The organism is Niallia sp. Kr1, assembly GCF_050389805.1.
Classification (GTDB): domain Bacteria; phylum Bacillota; class Bacilli; order Bacillales; family Cytobacillaceae; genus Bacillus_BD.
Genome location: NZ_CP130945.1, coordinates 3,686,204 through 3,702,287 on the forward strand (window position 1 = coordinate 3,686,204; position 16,084 = coordinate 3,702,287).

The 16,084-nt window shown below is 37.4% G+C and carries 18 protein-coding genes; 6 read left to right on the forward strand and 12 right to left on the reverse strand.

All coding sequences use genetic code 11. The features are described 5' to 3' along the window. Positions 1 to 18: 18 nt before the first annotated feature. The gene (locus Q5760_RS18045; RefSeq protein WP_428909004.1) at positions 19 to 255 is read right to left on the reverse strand and encodes a YqkE family protein; all 237 of its coding nucleotides are present in this window, start codon (positions 253 to 255) and stop codon (positions 19 to 21) included. A gap of 141 nt (positions 256 to 396) precedes the next feature. Between Q5760_RS18045 and Q5760_RS18050 the strand changes: the two genes are divergently transcribed. From Q5760_RS18050 to Q5760_RS18060, 3 genes are all read left to right on the forward strand, one after another. Continuing rightward, positions 397 to 528 carry a hypothetical protein gene (locus tag Q5760_RS18050; RefSeq protein WP_428909005.1) on the forward strand — a complete coding sequence of 44 codons (132 nt, stop codon included), beginning with the start codon at positions 397 to 399 and terminating at the stop codon, positions 526 to 528. 86 nt (positions 529 to 614) lie between these two features. Next, positions 615 to 1,550, forward strand: coding sequence for an alpha/beta hydrolase (locus tag Q5760_RS18055; protein WP_428909006.1), 936 nt, complete (start codon positions 615 to 617; stop codon positions 1,548 to 1,550). Positions 1,551 to 1,769: 219 nt separating this feature from the next. Next, positions 1,770 to 2,705 carry an alpha/beta hydrolase gene (locus tag Q5760_RS18060; protein WP_428909007.1) on the forward strand — a complete coding sequence of 312 codons (936 nt, stop codon included), beginning with the start codon at positions 1,770 to 1,772 and terminating at the stop codon, positions 2,703 to 2,705. Between the two features lie 15 nt (positions 2,706 to 2,720). Here the strand turns inward: Q5760_RS18060 and Q5760_RS18065 are convergent, their stop codons facing one another. The 10 genes from Q5760_RS18065 to Q5760_RS18110 form a co-directional block, all read right to left on the reverse strand. Then, positions 2,721 to 3,551: an MBL fold metallo-hydrolase gene (locus Q5760_RS18065; protein WP_428909008.1), complete on the reverse strand. Its 831-nt coding sequence runs from the start codon at positions 3,549 to 3,551 to the stop codon at positions 2,721 to 2,723. Positions 3,552 to 3,624: 73 nt separating this feature from the next. Continuing rightward, on the reverse strand, positions 3,625 to 3,957 hold the full coding sequence (locus tag Q5760_RS18070; protein WP_428909009.1) for an iron-sulfur cluster biosynthesis family protein: 333 nt from the start codon (positions 3,955 to 3,957) through the stop codon (positions 3,625 to 3,627). 94 nt (positions 3,958 to 4,051) lie between these two features. Continuing rightward, the gene (locus Q5760_RS18075) at positions 4,052 to 4,384 is read right to left on the reverse strand and encodes a YolD-like family protein (protein WP_428909010.1); all 333 of its coding nucleotides are present in this window, start codon (positions 4,382 to 4,384) and stop codon (positions 4,052 to 4,054) included. Positions 4,385 to 4,426: 42 nt separating this feature from the next. Next, positions 4,427 to 5,686: a DNA polymerase thumb domain-containing protein gene (locus Q5760_RS18080; RefSeq protein ID WP_428909011.1), complete on the reverse strand. Its 1,260-nt coding sequence runs from the start codon at positions 5,684 to 5,686 to the stop codon at positions 4,427 to 4,429. Between the two features lie 115 nt (positions 5,687 to 5,801). Beyond that, positions 5,802 to 7,226: a tetratricopeptide repeat protein gene (locus Q5760_RS18085; RefSeq protein WP_428909012.1), complete on the reverse strand. Its 1,425-nt coding sequence runs from the start codon at positions 7,224 to 7,226 to the stop codon at positions 5,802 to 5,804. A 106-nt stretch (positions 7,227 to 7,332) separates the two neighbouring features. Further along, a complete protein-coding gene (locus tag Q5760_RS18090) occupies positions 7,333 to 8,514 on the reverse strand; it encodes an NAD(P)/FAD-dependent oxidoreductase (protein ID WP_428909013.1) in 1,182 nt (393 codons plus the stop codon). A 27-nt stretch (positions 8,515 to 8,541) separates the two neighbouring features. Next, positions 8,542 to 8,988, reverse strand: coding sequence for a DUF1641 domain-containing protein (locus Q5760_RS18095; protein WP_428909014.1), 447 nt, complete (start codon positions 8,986 to 8,988; stop codon positions 8,542 to 8,544). Positions 8,989 to 9,199: 211 nt separating this feature from the next. Next, positions 9,200 to 9,946 carry an amino acid ABC transporter ATP-binding protein gene (locus tag Q5760_RS18100; RefSeq protein ID WP_428909015.1) on the reverse strand — a complete coding sequence of 249 codons (747 nt, stop codon included), beginning with the start codon at positions 9,944 to 9,946 and terminating at the stop codon, positions 9,200 to 9,202. A 15-nt stretch (positions 9,947 to 9,961) separates the two neighbouring features. Next, positions 9,962 to 10,621 carry an amino acid ABC transporter permease gene (locus Q5760_RS18105; protein WP_428909016.1) on the reverse strand — a complete coding sequence of 220 codons (660 nt, stop codon included), beginning with the start codon at positions 10,619 to 10,621 and terminating at the stop codon, positions 9,962 to 9,964. Positions 10,622 to 10,688: 67 nt separating this feature from the next. Continuing rightward, positions 10,689 to 11,480, reverse strand: a complete 792-nt coding sequence (locus Q5760_RS18110) for an amino acid ABC transporter substrate-binding protein (RefSeq protein ID WP_428909017.1) — start codon at positions 11,478 to 11,480, stop codon at positions 10,689 to 10,691. Positions 11,481 to 12,011: 531 nt separating this feature from the next. Between Q5760_RS18110 and Q5760_RS18115 the strand changes: the two genes are divergently transcribed. Beyond that, positions 12,012 to 13,190, forward strand: a complete 1,179-nt coding sequence (locus Q5760_RS18115; protein ID WP_428909018.1) for an MFS transporter — start codon at positions 12,012 to 12,014, stop codon at positions 13,188 to 13,190. A gap of 34 nt (positions 13,191 to 13,224) precedes the next feature. On the opposite strand, the gene Q5760_RS18120 is transcribed toward Q5760_RS18115, so the two are convergent. Then, positions 13,225 to 14,022 (reverse strand): SDR family NAD(P)-dependent oxidoreductase, encoded by a 798-nt coding sequence (locus Q5760_RS18120; protein WP_428909019.1) that lies wholly within the window; start codon positions 14,020 to 14,022, stop codon positions 13,225 to 13,227. Positions 14,023 to 14,109: 87 nt separating this feature from the next. Here Q5760_RS18120 and proC point away from each other — a divergent pair, with 87 nt between their 5' ends. Further along, positions 14,110 to 14,955, forward strand: coding sequence for a pyrroline-5-carboxylate reductase (gene proC, locus Q5760_RS18125; protein WP_428909020.1), 846 nt, complete (start codon positions 14,110 to 14,112; stop codon positions 14,953 to 14,955). Positions 14,956 to 15,015: 60 nt separating this feature from the next. Next, positions 15,016 to 16,035 (forward strand): NADPH dehydrogenase NamA, encoded by a 1,020-nt coding sequence (gene namA, locus Q5760_RS18130; RefSeq protein WP_428909021.1) that lies wholly within the window; start codon positions 15,016 to 15,018, stop codon positions 16,033 to 16,035. Positions 16,036 to 16,084 lie beyond the last annotated feature (49 nt).

The following is a 16,084-nucleotide window of genomic DNA, read 5'->3' on the forward strand; positions in this document are numbered from 1 at the left end:
TAAAATGGAAGGTGCTTGTCACTTAAAATCCTTCCAATTAAAGTCACTTTCATTCAGTAGTTCTTCAAAGGATTTATTTTTCTCCTTTAAGCGGCGTTCCTCTCTTTTCTTCTCTTCTTCCGCCTTCTTTTTTTGTTCTTCCTTCATTTCTAATTCCTTTTTCGTATCCTTTAATTCCTTTACTAACTCAGCATTTAAAAGATCCCCTAATGTTGCAGGTTTTTCTACTATTTTTTTCTGTTGTTTTTTTCTCATGTCAAATCCCTCTTTAATATCAGATATTCGAACCTATTATAACATTACTTTCTGTTCTGTAACGATTAGCCGTATAATTTCATCCTGTTTCATCCATGTTAAAGAATGATTTTGATTCTTATAGTTAGGAGATGAGGAAACGTGAGCCAAAAACGTGAAAAAGGTGCTAGCCAAAAAGGAAAGCCAAATAGCGATACAGTGAAGAAAACAATTGCTGCAGAGGATTTAGAAACCGCGATCCATCCAACAAAAAGACATAACGCAGAATCATAAACCGCTTCTATAAGCGGTTTTTTTGAATGAAACTTTTCCTTTTTTTCATACTAATAAAGATTCTATTAAAAATCGGAGGCAACATGATGAAGAAGAAAAAAGTGATTCAATTGTCTTTATCAGCCGCACTGTTTCTTTCATCCATTGGGATTTATGCGACAAACCGGCTTATGTATATGAAAACAAAAAATGATGATGTGATTATCCGCCGTGAAAAAAACGCAGGTCGCATGAATCCGGACGAATTTAACGCTTTAAAGAAAAGAAAAGTAACGATCTCTTCCCCATTTGGTTATTGTATTAAAATGATTATTGTTGAACCACTTGTTACGAATCGTTATATCATTATTTCTCATGGGGTCACGGAGAATAAACTGAGCTCGATTAAATATGTGAAGTTCTTCTTAGACCGGGGATTTAACGTCTTGATGTATGATCATCGACGACACGGAGAATCAGGGGGAAAAACAACCAGCTATGGGTATTATGAGAAATATGATCTTCAAGCGATTGTTCGTTGGCTAAAGCAAGAAGTCGGTCAGGATCTTCTACTCGGTATTCACGGTGAATCCATGGGAGCGGCTACACTCCTCCTTTATGCTGGGATGTTGGAAGACGGAGCAGACTTTTATATTGCTGATTGCCCTTTTTCGGACCTTAAGGAACTAGTTACCTACGTCATCAAAAAAGAGGTTAAATTGCCTCCAAATCTTGTTCTACCTGTTTCTAATTTTTTCTTACGGTTACGTGATCGCTATACACTTCAAGACATTTCGCCTATCTCAGTGATTGATAAAATTAAAAAACCAATTCTATTTATTCATACAAAACAAGATGATTTCATTCTACCTTCAATGACGGAAGAACTTTTTAAACGAAAAAAAGGACCCAAACAATTATTTCTTGCAGAAAACGGTTTTCATGCCTGCTCTTATAATGAAAATAAAGAATCTTATGAAGCAACGGTCGATGACTTTTTAAATCGGTATGTCTTTAATACGATTGAGCAACAAGCAAATTAAAAAGCATTCAAATCTTTTTAAAGGGTGCCGTTTTGAGGACTAGCTTTATATACCCCATACGACTGTCAATTCAGCACGTATTTAAGAAAGCACTTCAAAGCGGAACCCTTAAAAAGTTCCTTGGGTGCTTTTCTTCACTTTCACCTCTCTTTAGCATAGGCACTTTTTTACTTATGGTACTATAATATAAATAGGAACCTAGATAACGGGAGGTATACGATGAAAAAATTCGCAAAGATAGTACGTTTTCTTTTTTCCTTCCTCTTGTTTCTGTCTTCGTTTGGGGTCTTCATTACAAATCGTATGATGTACATTAAGAAAAAAGATGATGAAACGATTCTGAATCGAGAAACATCTTCAGGTCGCTTCCGTCCAGAAGACTTTCAAGATGTACCTAGAAAAGATGTCACAGTCCCTTCTCCATTTGGGTATCATTTAAAGGTCATTCTTGTAGAGCCTCATCAAACAAACCGTTATATGGTCATTTCCCATGGGGTTACAGAGAATAAAGTAAATTCAATTAAATATATGAAGCTTTTTCTTGAGAGAGGTTTTAATGTGGCGATTTATGACCACAGGCGCCACGGGGAATCAGGCGGGAAAACGACTAGCTATGGATACTATGAGAAATTTGATTTAAAGGCTATTGTTCATTGGTTAAAAAATGAAAAAGGTTCTGATATTCTCTTAGGAATTCACGGAGAGTCGATGGGCGCAGCAACCATGCTGTTATACGCTGGAGCGGTTGAAGATGGGGCTGACTTTTACATTTCCGATTGCGCTTTTTCCGATTTCAGCGAACAAATATCCTATTTATTAAAAAAAGACATAAAAGTACCACCTAAGCTTGTCTTGCCACTTACGAATACTTTTTTACGGATTCGCGAAAGGTATTCGCTCCATGATATTTCACCGATTTCATTTGTTCATAACATTAAACACCCAGTACTTTTTATTCACAGCAAAAAAGATGATTATATTTTACCAGCCATGACAGAAGCATTATACGAAAAGAAAAAAGGACCCAAGAAACTATTTCTTGCTGAAAACGGGGCTCATGCCCAATCATTAAATGAAAATAAAGAAGATTACGAAGCAGCCATTGATTCGTTTTTACAGGAATTTATTTTTTCAAAAAAACCTTCAAATGAATAGAAACCACGGTTATTTTTACGTGGTTTCTGTTCCTAATTCTCGCTGGAATAATCGTTTATTCTGTTGATGGGATTTTTTCATATTTCTCGGAAATCGACAACCTGCAATGATCCTCTTAATTTCTTCCTCGTTTTCCTCTCTTACCCATTTTCTCATCTGTTCAATATATTGGAGTGAATCTTGTTGTCGTTTCTTCATGTTGGATACATGTCTTGTCGGATTTCCATGCCCTGTTACTAAGATTTTTATCCGATAGTTGTTTAACATATAGTCGAGCTTTAAAATACTCTCCTCGTACCTTTTGCTATTAAAGTAAATATAAGGAAATTCAATATCTGAAAAATAATCCCCTGCGATCAAAATTCCTAAAGGCTGTATAAGGGTAAACATTCCATCATCATTATGTCCTGGAGCTTGGAAAAATGTTAAGGTTGTGTTTCCGAGCAAAAGACTTTCTTCTTCACTCTTAATGGGAAGGTCGACTTTGGGATAAACGATGTTATAGTTTCTAGTTATGTAATATTCGTCATCAAAAGCCTTGATTTCTTCGACAATCGCTTCCTTCTCCTCCAACTTTTTGTTCGCAAAGCTTGCACTTGCAATCACTTTCGCTTCTGGAAACGCCCCATAACCGATAATATGGTCATAATCGGAATGGGTAAATAGTAAATAAAGTGGGCGATTTTCCTTAACGGTTTCAACATACTGTTTGATTTCCTCCACTTCATGCGGAAGCCAGCATGGATCCACAACAATGACACAGTCTTCCGTAACAATCACAGATGAGATGGTTTCGTATAAAACACTACGAAAAAGAGTTACATGTTCATCTTTCCAAACGATCACAGCAATTTCCCTCCTTGTTTAGCATTTTATGGATGAATCTAAAAAGAAACCACGAATCTTTTTCGTAGTTTCCTTATCTTTTTGCTGTTTTATCAATAAAGCTCATTCGTGGATTTAAATATTGATTAGGACTTTTCAATACAAAGCAGTAGCTTTTCTCGTTAAAATCAATCGTCAAGCTTTCATCGAAAAAAACATCTTTTGATTTCTCCATATAGATACTGTCTTGATTCGTTTTTACTTCATAATCATCGCTATCTAATTGGGATACCAGCCATAAATTGGACACTCCACACATGACACAACCACATTCATCTGTGTCATATTTAAGCTTGATATACCCTTTTTTATCACTCATTCTTTCGTTGATTTCTTTCTGTGCACGATCAGTAATCAAAATTTCCATGAATTTATTATCCTTTCATCTAACATTATGGATTCCTTTCATTGTAGCACACAATCGTTTTTTTATTTATTCCATTGCTTACGAACATGCTTGCTTATTTATTGATTTGAACATCCATAATGTCGTGAAGTGCAATTCGGTGCTCTTCGCCAAAGTGATCCATCACAGATAGCTTATGCTCTAGCGGATCCCAGCGACGAACATTCCCCACTAACAGTTCATATTTTTTATCGCGATAGTGGACAATTGTCACAGGATAGTCAAACTCCATCGCTTCACAAATCACACCATTTAAGATTTCCAACTGTTGCTCATCTAATATTTTCTTGGTTTTATACGTATCTTCTTCCGCCCATTCTCGCAAAATATGAACATGTTCAGGAAGCATCATCGATACCCATTTAATCCGTCCGCGATCTCGTATCATTTTGTTCTTTCCTTCCTTTGAATCTAACAGGTTATAGGGTTTTTACATTTTATGCCCTCCAACAAGTTTGGAACGCTGTCTTGCTGTACCGGCCTTTGTATAAGAAACGGCCCGCAGAAGAGAATCTGATCCATACCGATTCCGAATCTGGTCAACCGTATATCCCAACGCATGTTTTTTCCATCCCCCCGGATCAAAGAGATCTAATTGAAAGGCTGTATCCTCAACGATATTACTTAATGACATGGAAATTTTTCTTACCGTTTTCCCTTCATAATGCTCATGAAAAAGTTCCAGACAAACATGATAAATGTCCATCGTAACATTGGTCGGATTCTCAATCGTTCTTGAACGGTAAAATCCGCCTCCTAATTCATCCTGGCTATAACTCAGACCAAAGCTAATCGTCCTTCCTGCTTTCCGGTGGTTCCGAGCCCTTTTTGCCACTTCTTCACACATCTCGAGAATCACATGCTTAATTTCTTCCTCATCTTTATAATCTCGCAGCAACACTTGACCTTTACCAAAGCTGATCTGTCCTTCCATAATGGGAGCGCCTATTTCCGATAAATCAATCCCCCAGGCATGGTGATACAATTGATTTCCCATAATGCCAAATTTATGTTCAAGCGTTTTTAAGTCGTATTGGGCCAACTGACCGACTGTGAAAATCCCCATGCCATTTAATGTTTTTTCTACCCTTCTTCCAATGCCCCACATGTCACGCAATGGAGAAACTGGCCAAAGTTTTTCAGGAATATCGTCATAAGTCCAATGCGCAATTCCTTTTTTCTTTGCTTCTAAATCAAGACAAAGCTTCGCCATCAGCAAATTAGGACCGATGCCAATTGCACATGTTAGTTGAAATTCCCGTTCAATATCGTCTTTTATCTTTTGAGCGATCGTGAGAGGATCTCCCCAAAGCTTACCCGCTCCATCTACTTTGAGAAAACTTTCATCCACACTGTAAGCGTGAATCGCTTCTTTTGGTACGTAGCGATTAAATACTCGTAAGATTTCCATGGAAACTCGAACATAGGTAGCCATTTTCGGTTCAACGACGACAATCCGTGGATCATCGGGGATTTCGAACTTTCGAGATCCTGTTTTAATCCCAAATTCCTTTTTCATTTTAGGAGAAGCTGCTAGCACAATGCTACCTTCCCGCTCCTTATCCCCTACTACAGCTAAATAGCATTGCAGTGGATCCAACCCTTCCATCACAGCAGAACAACTTGCGTAAAAGCTTTTCATGTCCACACATAAAATATGTTGTTGCGGCATTTTACTATAATCAAACATCAACCGCAGCCTCCAAGAAATATTCAAGTGCTCTTCTTAAGAACGTCTGTTCTATATTCTATTTCTATTTTAAACGAATATACGTTCTTATTCAATAGAATTTTCTTCCAAGCACTTATCCAACTCCTTGATCCTTTTTTATTTGCGTATAAATCTGTTGGTAAGCCGATGCTTCCTCATCCATTCCTTTAAAATGATACATTTTACTAAGCTCTCGTACAGGAGCAGAATCCTCAGGGTGTAATTCCATTTCCCAAGCAAAACATTCAATCGCCTCATCAAATTGTTTGAACTCTGCATAATATTGTCCTAGTTCCATCATGTGATCAGGGTCCTCGATTAATAGCATCATCCGCTTTAGCTTTTTCAAGACAGGAGAATTAGGTATAAGCTCGTGAATCGGCTTTAGTTTTTCATATACAGCTGGAAGTGAATTTGATTGTAGCAACTTTCGTGTCAGTAGCAATAATGTTTGTTCAAAAGACCCCAGTTCAGCCCTCGAGGCAAGTTTTTGCAATACGGATAGCACATCATCTAAATGAGCCGCAGCAAATTCAGGATCGAGATGAAGCCAAAGATCATTTAGTAAATCCTCGTAGGAAGCCGGCAAGTCATCTATAAAGCGAAACAAATAAGATGCCGCACTTTCATATCGTTTCTCAGACATCATTTTTTGAATGACCTTTTTGGCTTCTGGAAATCGCTGAAATGGATTTACATTTATATCGGTTAAAACAGCCATCCACCCTTCCATGGAAACAAACTGTAGTGCCAAGCTTGTGTAGTGGTCAAAAGAATCTGTTTCTTGCCCCATTGCAACCTTTTCCATCCAAAGTAGCAATAACTCGACGGACCGGCCGTGTTCATTCAATAGGTGTATATACGGCTCGTATACTTCTGGATTCATTCGATTGTTGAAGTTATATAGCTCAACGAAAAGAGGATCTTTCTCATAGATAAGTGAAAGAGGGCTGGTGTGATACCACTTCATATAAGAAGAAAATTTTTGTGCCTGGAGACGCTCGTGTGCTGAATGATATTCTGGGGAAAAGTTCATCAATACTCTTAAAATTTGATAAGCCTTAAAAAAGCTGCCGTTTCTTCGGTAATGGAAGTAAATTTTATCCATTGTCTTGATCAGTTGATCTTTTGTAATAAAGGAATCAAATGTTGTTGCGAGGTAAGCCATTTCTAAAAGGCTATAGCGGGCTTGTAGTTTGGAAAATAAGGTTTGCCCATTGGGAATCGTGGTTGATTTGTGAGGAATCATTACAGGTAAAAATGGATGGTGTGAGGGTAAAACAATACCTTTTTGAAAAGCCAAATCAATAAAAGAACCTGCCGAAACTTTTTCTAATCGATCTCCGTAAACAAAATCATCTTTGTAAAAAATGAGAAAATATGTGTCATCGGTTAATAGCATATTCACTTCAACAACTTTAAATGGTAAAAAAATAGCAACTTGTGCAATCCTTCCGATTAATTGATTTTTCTTATGCTTAATGGTTATTTCAATCGGTTTCATACGTTCTTTATCCATCCTTATCCACCCCTTGATTATTTTATTAACCTCATTGTACCATAAAAAAAACTGCCTGAAAAAGATTGGCTGGGTCTTTTAACGGCAGTTAAATTGTGTTATGAAATTAATAAGCTAGTGCAAATAAGCCTTTAATATGTGATAAATAACGAACATTACTTGCTTCTTTCATAAGAGATGCAGGAATTCCTTTAAGTGGAGTTGAGTTTCCACCAACCTCTGCAACAGCATCTTTACGACCAAGACTAGCAAGTGTACCAGAGTTTACTGGAGCGAATTTTTCCATTGATTTGCCATTTAAATAAGCGAATAAGTTATAGCCAACAAGTTCACCCATTTGCCATGCATTTTGTGCTGTTGGTGCATATGGTCGTCCGCCTTCTGGAGGGAATGCAACCGCACTATCCCCAACAACAAATACATCTTCATGTGATTTTGATTGTAGGAATTCATTAACCGTTGCTTTACCACGATCTACTTCAAGACCAGACTCAGCAACAACTGGAAGAGCTTGAACTCCACCTGTCCATACGAACGTATTTGCAACAATTTTGCTGCCATTCTTTAATGAAATTTCATTTCCTTCTACACCGGTTACGGGAAGACCAATTAGGAATTCAACCCCACGAGCTTCTAAACTTTCCTGTGCACGTTGGATTAAATGGTCTGGTAATACTGGAAGAATCTTCGGACCTGCTTCCACTAATTTAATTTTTAATTCTTTTGGATCGACACCATATTGTTTCGCAATTTTCGGCATATTGTCAACGATTTCACCTACTAGTTCAACACCTGTTAAACCACCGCCACCGATTAGGATCGTAGCATCTGTTTCATTTTTCGTTTGTGCATATTCACGAATACGTCCAACAATATGATTATAAATTTGATTCGCATCTTCAACCGATTTTAAGACCATGCTGTTTTCTTCAAGCCCTGGAATGCCGAAGTAAGCAGTTTTACTTCCTAATGCAACAACTAGTGCATCGTAAGATAAAGTAGAACCATCAGATAATGAAACTTGTTTTTTATCAACTGAGAAGTTATTAACCTTTGCGATTTTAAGGTCGATGTCCTTCCCTTTGAAAAGCTTATTTAATGGTAGTGCAACAGCTCCTTCAGATGCAGTACCACCTGCCAAGCGATGCAATTCTGTAATAATTTGATGGGTAGGAAACTGATTAACTACAGTTACATATGCCTCATTACTATTTAAATATTTTCGTAGAGTTAAAGCCGTAAGCACACCGCCGTAACCAGCGCCTAAAATAACAATATGTTTTGACATAAAAAAATCCCCCGTCCTAAAACTTAATTAGTACTTCTTTTCACTTTCACGTTCTGAAACAACTTCAAGGTATGCGTTTACAAAGCGAAACATCTTTTGAACTTGTGGATCTTTGAGCATTCTTAACATACCAAAAAGACCAATAACGTCATGGTTTCCTTCCGCACGATCTTTAGCTTCAATTGCTGTTGCCGCCACGTTTTTAACCGTTCCAACGATTGGAGCCGCAATTTCTGATACAGCACTAATCGTATCATTTTTAAGCGTTTCATCTGTTGCAAGCGATTGAGCAACATCGTAATACTTCGTTAAAGCTTGAGCCATTTCAGTAAGTTTAGGAAGCTGCTCTACCAATATAGTTAACGAGTCCTGTACTTCTGGCTTTAATAGCTGTTCTAGAATATCCAGCTGTTCTTGTCTTTTAGACAAGTTTTGTTGTTCAGAAAAGTTATCTAGTGTACTAGTTTCTGACATATTTCATTCCCCTTTGCCATAAAATTGAATTTTTTGTGTCACTTTTCACAAACCGCCCTATAAAGTGATATTTATCATTTACAAGTGCTTTACAATTAATATTATACATAAATTTGTTAAAAAGTGAACATGTATACAAGTGATTTTAAAAAGAATAAAAGGGGAATATTCCAAGTACTGGAAGATTCCCCTTTTCAAAGTGTACACTTTTTTATTTAAGACTACGATTCAAGAATGCTTTTGTCCGATCAAATTTAGGATTAAAGAATAAATCCTGTGGGTTTCCTGATTCAACGATTTCACCTTGGTCCATAAAGATGGCCTTATTAGCCACTTCTCTGGCAAATTCCATTTCATGTGTCACCACAACCATGGTCATATGTTCTCTTGCCAGATCTTTCATGACTTGTAGCACTTCCCCTGTTAATTCTGGATCTAATGCTGAAGTAGGTTCATCAAAAAGCAAAATATCTGGATTCATCATTAGGGCTCTTGCAATCGCAACCCTTTGTTTCTGTCCTCCAGATAGATTGCTCGGAAATTTATTGGCATGTTGAAGCAAACCAATTTTATCCATCAAAGCTTTACTTCGTTGATCAATGACATCCTGTAGTTCTTTTTTGACCATTTTGGGTGCAAGTTCAAGATTTTCCTTAACCGTTAAATGAGGAAAAAGATTAAAATGTTGAAAAACCATACCCATCTTGGAGGTTACTTTTTTCATTTCCTGTGGTTTTGAATAAACGCCGTCCTTAACCAAATAATCACCGGAAACACAAATACTTCCCCCGTCAATTTCCTCTAAATGAATTAACCCGCGCAGCATCGTGCTTTTTCCCGATCCAGATGGACCAATGACTGCGACCACATCATTTTTCTCGACATCAAAAGTAATTCTTTTTAATACTTCTAAGTCGCCATAAGATTTTTTGAGCCCAGTTACCTCAATGAAAGCCACAAATAACTACTCCTTTTATTCAAATTTAAATCGCTTTTCAAGCCACTTAAAGAACATGGTTAACACGATTGTCATAAGTAAATAAATCACACCTGCTACAAAGAAAGGAAAAATCGTAAAGTCACGGTTAACCGCTGTTTGTGCATAGTGTAATAATTCTGGAACGGCAACAGCATACAGAAGCGCAGTATCCTTCACCAATGTAACCGATTCATTCGCAACAGAAGGAAGGGCAATCCGAAACATTTGTGGTAAAACGACTTTAATCATCGTCTGCCATTTACTTAAACCAAGTACTTTTGCTGCCTCATATTGCCCTTTATCAATGGCAAGTAATCCGCCACGAAAAATTTCTGCAAAATAAGCCGCATAATTTAAAATAAATCCAAGACTTGCTGCAACAAAACGATCTAGAATTAAATACTGACCAATGACCGGAATCATTGGTAATCCAAATGTGATAATCAATAATTGTAGCAAAAGCGGTGTTCCACGCATGACATAAATATAGGCCTGTGCCAGCCATGACAGTAGCTTAAACCTGCTTCTCACAGCGAGCGTTAAAATAAATCCTAATGGGATCGATACGATGATGGCGATGAAAAATAATAGGATGGTCGTTTGGGCACCTTCAAGCATCGGCCTCAGGATTGTTATTAAATAATCAACAGACATAAAAAATTCCTCCAAAACAAAACAGGGTTTCCTTAGGAAATCCTGTTTGTCCTATTTTTGCATGATTTTATTTTAACACTTTATCTTCGCCAAACCACTTTTCAGAAATTTCAGCTGCTTTTCCATCAGCAATGATGGCATCAATTGCCTCTTGAAGTTCATTTAACAACTCTTCATTGCCTTTGGCAACACCAACAGCATATTCTTCCGGAGCTAATTTTTCACCTAAAACCTTAAATGTATCAGGTTTCTTTGTCATTTTATAATCCATAACCACTTCATCAATCACAACCGCTTCTACGCGATTGTTCTCTAAGTCCATTAATGCAAGATCATTTGTTTTATACTCATGTAATCCAGCAACTTCTTTGCTGATTGGTGTTCCATTCCAAGCATCAATTGCGGAAGATTGGGCTTGAATTCCAATTTCTTTCCCTTTTAAATCATCTAATTTTTCAATTTCAGAGTCTTTTAACGTAACAACAACCTGATTATTTGCTAAATATGGCTTTGTCAATAAAACTTTTTGTGCTCTTTCTTCTGTAATGGTATAACCATTCCAAATCAAATCAATTCTTCCACTGCTTAATTCAGATTCTTTTGAGCTCCAATCGATTGGCTGAAATACAACTTCTCTTCCCATTTTTTCACCGGTTGCTCTAGCTAAATCAATATCAAAACCTACGATTTCATTATTTTCATCACGGAATCCCATTGGAGCAAATGTATCATCAATTCCAACGATTAACTGCTCTTTTGAATCTCCTGCTTGTTTCGTATTATCTTCATTTGAACATCCAACTAAAATAGCAAATAATGCGGCAATCAATAAACCAACACTTACTATGCGTTTTTTCATAAAAACCACCCTTATAATAAAATTAATAATTAAATGATAAATCCTTTAGTACGTTACTATATTAGATTAACATAAAACATGTAGGAGATATACCCCTAAAATGTTATTTTAATATTGCAAAAAAACAACTGAATTTATCGATTGATTCTGCTATATTTAACATTAGTTGTGCTCTACTTCACTTTTTATATTATCATTTTCTATTATCATAAAGTGAAATTTCCAACAGTGTGTTTATAGATAAAATAATTTGTTAGTGCAGACGTAGTGACATACTTACGTTACTAGTTTCTCTCCTCTCTACTGTTGGTTAGTTGAGGCATGCAGAACGCTGGTCACACAAACGTTGCCGCAGGCGTTTTTAGTCTGTGTTTATTTTCCGGATCTTTACTAGCAATTGATCCCCATACCTAGCAAGTATAACAATTTCTCAGTATCTAGAGGTAGGGACTTACTACCAGTTATGACGGGATAAATTGACTGTGCGACTATGAAATCATTATAATAGTCGAGAAATGGAGTGAACAATGAATGAATCAGAATAAAAAAGCATTACCGATTCTATTTGCCGTTATGTTCTTAGTTATGGCCGGCTTTGGAATTATCATTCCAGTGCTGCCCTTTTACGCAGAAGAGGTCGGCGCATCACCTACACAATTAGGGTTGCTAATGGCCGTATATTCGCTCACCCAATTAATATTTGCTCCGATGTGGGGACGAATTTCCGATCGTATTGGTCGCAAACCCGTGATTATGGTTGGGATTTTAGGGTTAACGATTTCCTTTTTCTTAACAGGAATATCGACTGAGCTTTGGATGCTATTTGTTGCGAGAATTATTGGTGGTACGCTGTCTTCTGCCAATATGCCGACTGCCATGGCCTATGTAGCTGATATTACGAGTGCTGAAGATCGTGGAAAAGGCATGGGAATTATTGGAGCCGCAACTGGATTAGGGTTTGTATTTGGTCCAGCGATCGGGGGTATTTTTTCAAAAGTAAGTTTGAATACCCCGTTTTTTGTTGCCGGGGGTCTATCATTATTAACGTTTTTCCTTGTTTGGTTCCTATTAAAAGAATCATTAACAGCGGAAAAACGAAACCAGTCACATGTAGAAAAGAAATCCGTTCTGTCAGAGTTTAACGGAGCACAATCGTTTTTATTTTTTCTACAGCTCTTTATTTCTCTTTCTCTTTCAGGTCTTGAATCAACTTTCGCCTATTTTGCAGCCGTTAAAGCAAATATCGGTACAGTTGAACTAGGTTACACCTTCATGATTATGGGACTAGCTAGTGCAGTGGTTCAAGGTGGATTGATTGGAAAGTTAACAAAGAAATTTGGTGAAGGTGCAGTCATAGCAGGAGGAATTATCGTATCAGCTCTTGGTTTCTTCCTTATTTTATACACCTATAACTTCTTAACAGCTGCTGTTTTCATTACCATTTTTGGGATTGGGAATGGTGTAATTCGACCAACAGTATCCGCGTTATTAACGAAAAGTAGCGGCAGTGGACACGGAAGTAAAACTGGTCTCCTCTCTTCCTTTGATTCGTTAGGAAGAATTATTGGACCTGTTGTTGGAGGATGGCTCTATGAAATTTCAATCAACCTCCCTTATATTTCTGGAATCATTCTATCATTTGTCGCTTTGGCTCTCTACTTTGTCTATAAAGTTCAAGTTTCAAAGGTACATACACCTGGATTACGCTAAAAGAAGACCTCATGAAAAAGTTATTTTCATGAGGTTATTTTTTATTTAAAAATGGTTTCCCCGCTTTTTCAAACAATCCTGGAAATAAGGCGAAGAGGATACTTCCTGCATTCATCCATCCCGGAAGATTAATTTCTCTTCTCTTTGTTAACATGGCGCCTACTACCTTGCTAGCCACATAATCTGGAGTAATCATCACTCTTTTAACACTTTTTTCATAGTTCCCTGTTTCATCGGCCCTTTTAAAAAAGTTCGTTTCAATCGGTCCTGGATTAACAGCAGTCACAAAAATATTCCGGTCCGAAACTTCCATTCTTAGACTATTCGTAAATCCTAAGACTGCATGTTTAGTAGCGGCATATGCACTTGATTTTGGCGTTGCAATTTTCCCTGCTTGGGAAGCAATATTGATAATATGCCCCTTTCCTTGTTTTAACATGATCGGAAGCACCATGTTTGTACAAGCAATTAACCCCATCACATTTACTGAAAACATTCCTTTAATCTCTTCGATCGACAGTTCATGGGCAGAACGGAAAATTCCAAACCCCGCATTATTGACGAGAATATCAATTTCACCAATTTCTTGAAAAATTTGTTGAAAAACATTTTTCACTTCATCTGTATCGGACACATCTAATTTGAATATCATAACTCGAACAGAGTAACGATTTTGTAAATCTTCCTGAATTTCTTTTAATACATCTAATCTTCTTGCAAGGAGGATCACGTTAGCTCCGCTTGTGGCACATTTTTCTGCAATCGAAAGTCCAACTCCACTTGAAGCTCCTGTTATGATAATATTTTTATGACGCAAACGTTCATTTTTCATCATTTTCACCTACTAGCGTTTATGTATAACCAATATCTTTAATTTCTACTATGAATGATATGAAGTCAAGTATGAGGGGGAACTTTAATGAAAAAAATAGCAATGATTGGTGCCGGCTCAATGGCAGAGGCCTTAATTTCAGGAATGGTAAAAAATCAACTTCTTGAACCAAGTAATATTTGGGTTACAAATAGAAGCAACCAAGAAAAGCTTCAGGAATTAAAAAATACATACGGTGTGTCAACATCCTATCAATTACAAGAGCTATGTCAAGATGCAGATGCCATTATTTTAGCGATGAAACCTAAAGATGCATTGAATGCGCTCGTAACGATTAAAGACCTTCTGCAATCACAGACTGTCATTATTTCCGTTTTAGCAGGGGTTTCTATTAACTCTATTGAGCGTATTTTAACAAAACCGATGGCTATTGTTCGTGCGATGCCAAATACATCTGCTACCATCGGAAAATCGGCAACGGCTTTAGCATGCAATGAACACGTTTCAACCAATCAATCGGTTATGGTAGAACAAATCTTTCAAACGGTGGGATTAAGTAAATTTGTAAAAGAAGAACAACTAGATGCGGTTACAGGTCTGTCAGGAAGTGGTCCCGCTTATGTTTATTATATTTTTGAAGCCATGGAGAAAAGTGCCATTGAACTCGGTCTGGAAAAGGAGTTAGTAAAAGATTTAATCATTCAAACCTTTTTAGGTGCCGCTGAAATGTTGTCAACGACAACAAAATCAGCTGGACAGCTTCGTAAGGAAGTGACAAGCCCAGGCGGTACAACGGAGGCTGGATTACAGACTCTTGCCGATCACGGGGTTGAACAGGCGCTCATCAGTTGTATCAAGGAAGCAGCCGCTCAATCAAAGCGACTTGGTGAGGCGATTAGTCATGAAATGGAAAGTAAAGTCGTAAAACGATAAACAGATTATTTCTTTTCTGTTTTGGATTCTTGTTATACTTAAACAAGGAGGTTGATGAACATGAACTCAAAACTATTTTCACCATTAACAATTAAAAACGTTACGTTAAATAATCGAATTGTTATGTCCCCAATGTGTATGTATTCATGCGAGAAAGAAGATGGCATGGTCACTCCTTGGCATTTTACTCATTATGTTAGCAGAGCTGTCGGTGGCGTTGGATTAATTATTCAAGAAGCAACAGCTGTTACCCCACAGGGGAGAATTTCACAAAGAGATTTGGGAATTTGGGATGATGTACATATTGAAGGACTCAAAAAATTAACAAATGAAATCAAAGAAAATGGGGCTGTTCCGGGAATTCAACTTGGTCATGCAGGGAGAAAGGCAGAAATTGAGGGTGACATTATTGCTCCTTCGGCAATTGCCTTTAATGAGCATTCAAAAGTACCGAATGAAATGTCAGTAGCACAGATCCAAGAAACCATCCAAGCCTTTAAGACAGCAGCAGAGCGAGCAAAAGAAGCTGGTTATGAAGTAATTGAACTTCACGGAGCACATGGATATTTAATCAATCAATTTTTATCACCTCTATGCAATCAGAGACAAGATGAATATGGTGGCAATGCTACCAATCGTTATCGGTTTTTACAAGAAATTATTGAAGCCGTTAAACCGGTTTGGAATGGACCTTTATTTGTTCGAGTGTCTGCTAATGAGTACCATCAAGATGGTTTAACTGCAGACGATTATATTACCTACTGTACGCTGATGAAAGAACAAGGCGTTGACCTCATTGATGTAAGTTCGGGTGGAGTTGTTCAAGCTAGAATCAATATTTATCCAGGCTATCAAGTCCCTCTATCAGAAAAAATTAAGCATGGTTCCGATATTCCAACAGGTGCGGTTGGACTGATTACATCTGGTCTGCAAGCAGAAGAAATTATTCAAAGTGAGCGAGCTGATCTCGTTTTCATCGCTCGTGCTCTATTACGTGATCCTTACTGGCCAAGAAGCGCAGCAGAGGAACTTCGAGTGAGCATTGAAAGTCCTGTCCAATATGAAAGAGGTTGGAGATAAATAGAAAAAAGTCCATGAGATTCTAGTCTCATGGACTTTCTTTATTGGA